The organism is Vibrio sp. 779(2023) (assembly GCF_033344285.1).
Taxonomy (GTDB): Bacteria; Pseudomonadota; Gammaproteobacteria; order Enterobacterales; family Vibrionaceae; genus Vibrio; species Vibrio alginolyticus.
Genome location: NZ_JAWPOM010000063.1, coordinates 1 through 1,794, shown reverse-complemented (window position 1 = coordinate 1,794; position 1,794 = coordinate 1). Strand labels below are relative to the sequence as shown.

At 45.5% G+C, this 1,794-nt stretch carries 3 protein-coding genes; 1 reads left to right on the top strand and 2 read right to left on the bottom strand.

Features of this window, described 5'->3' with window-relative positions; genetic code table 11:
* Positions 1-371: transporter substrate-binding domain-containing protein (locus tag R8O70_RS24870; protein ID WP_318184423.1), on the bottom strand; the 371-nt coding region annotated here is incomplete at its 3' end.
* Between the two features lie 115 nt (positions 372-486).
* On the opposite strand from R8O70_RS24870, the gene R8O70_RS24865 reads away from it, so the two are divergent.
* A complete protein-coding gene (locus R8O70_RS24865; RefSeq protein WP_046267910.1) occupies positions 487-1,227 on the top strand; it encodes an amino acid ABC transporter permease in 741 nt (246 codons plus the stop codon).
* Between the two features lie 75 nt (positions 1,228-1,302).
* Here the strand turns inward: R8O70_RS24865 and R8O70_RS24860 are convergent.
* On the bottom strand, positions 1,303-1,794 hold a 492-nt coding region (locus R8O70_RS24860), incomplete at its 5' end, for a DapH/DapD/GlmU-related protein (protein WP_318184422.1).

Below are 1,794 nucleotides of genomic sequence, written 5' to 3'. Positions count from 1 at the left end.
ACCACTGGCACAAACGACAAGTAGAAATAGGGTTGGCTATAACCGGCTACTTTCGCACGCGACATGTTTAAAGACGCACTGCCAGTGATGTCGTACTTGTTGGCCGTAATGCCATTAACCAACGTTTTCCAATCGGTGGCAACGTACTCCACTTTGACACCCAAATCTTTAGCAAGCTCAGTTGTGACATCAATATCAAAACCACGATAACTGTTCGTGGCTGGATCTTTCATTGTCATCGGATTCCAGTCCCCAGTCGTCCCTACTCTCAACACGCCTTTATCCAGAATCTCTTGAAGACGGCTCTGAGCATGAACAACTTGAGTGACCATAAGCAGACATATTCCTAGCGCAAACAAAATCTTTTTCATTTTTATTCCCTTAAAAATAATGACCTTATACGGTTTAATTATTAACCTTTATTACAACCCCATTGATAACATAGCAGTAACAATGGAAGTTTTTTAGTTAATTCAGGGAGTAAATGTGACCTTTCGAACTCTATGGCTGATTTCGCTGCTGTTGTTAACGGGTTGCTCAGATTACCAATGGGGCTGGTATGTACTCGACCCGTCAACGGAACAAGGGATAACCAACCTAAAGTTTTTAGTCGCGGGGTTTAATGACACCATTCAAGTGTCACTCTTGAGTATGTGTTTTGCCATGACACTTGGGCTGCTGATTGCATTGCCTGCACTTTCTCGCTCCCCAACGCTCAAATGGATGAATCGCATCTACGTTGAGGTGATCCGCTCAATCCCAGTATTGGTGTTGCTCTTATGGGTTTACTACGGCATGCCAACGCTGCTCGATGTCTCTCTCAATCATTTTTGGGCGGGGGTAATTGCACTGACTATCGCTGAAAGTGCGTTTATGGCAGAAGTATTTCGCGGTGGGATTCAAGCGATCAACCGAGGTCAGCATGAAGCGGCAGAATCACTTGGTTTGAATTATTGGCAGAAGATGCGCTTGGTGATTCTTCCACAAGCATTTCGACAAATGTTACCGCCGCTAGGGAATCAGTTTGTCTACATTCTCAAAATGAGCTCTCTGGTGAGCGTAATCGGTTTAAGTGACTTAACGAGACGTGCCAACGAGTTAGTGGTGAATGAGTACTTACCGTTAGAAATTTATACCTTCTTGGTTCTGGAGTACTTGTTACTCATTCTATTCGTTTCTCAAGCAGTACGTTGGTTAGAAAAGCGTATCGCGATTCCCAGTTACTGATACTTGCACTAAAAACGACAAAGCCGCTCTCACTGGAGCGGCTTTGAGAATTTAGCTTTTAAGCTCAGGTAACGCTTACTTTTGCTTAACTGGACGTTGCCAACCAGTGATCTTACGCTCTTTAACGCGAGTGATCACTAACTCACCCTCTTCCACGTCTTTAGTTAGTGTGGTACCAGCGCCGATAGTGGCACCATCAGCAATAGTGACAGGTGCCACCAGCTGGCTATCAGAGCCAACAAACACATCGTTACCAATGATGGTCTTGAACTTATTTGCGCCATCGTAGTTACACGTAATCGTGCCCGCACCGATATTAGTGCGTTGGCCGATTTCCGCATCACCAAGGTAAGTCAGGTGGTTTGCTTTAGAGCCTTCACCAATGCGCGCATTTTTCACTTCCACGAAGTTACCGACGTGCGCGTCGTTACGTAGCTCAGCACCAGGACGCAAACGAGTGAATGGACCGACGGTACACTCTTCACCAACGGTTGCGCCTTCAATCACACTGTAAGGACGAACGATAGTGTTATCGTCGATTTCACAGTCTTTCAGCACACAACCAGT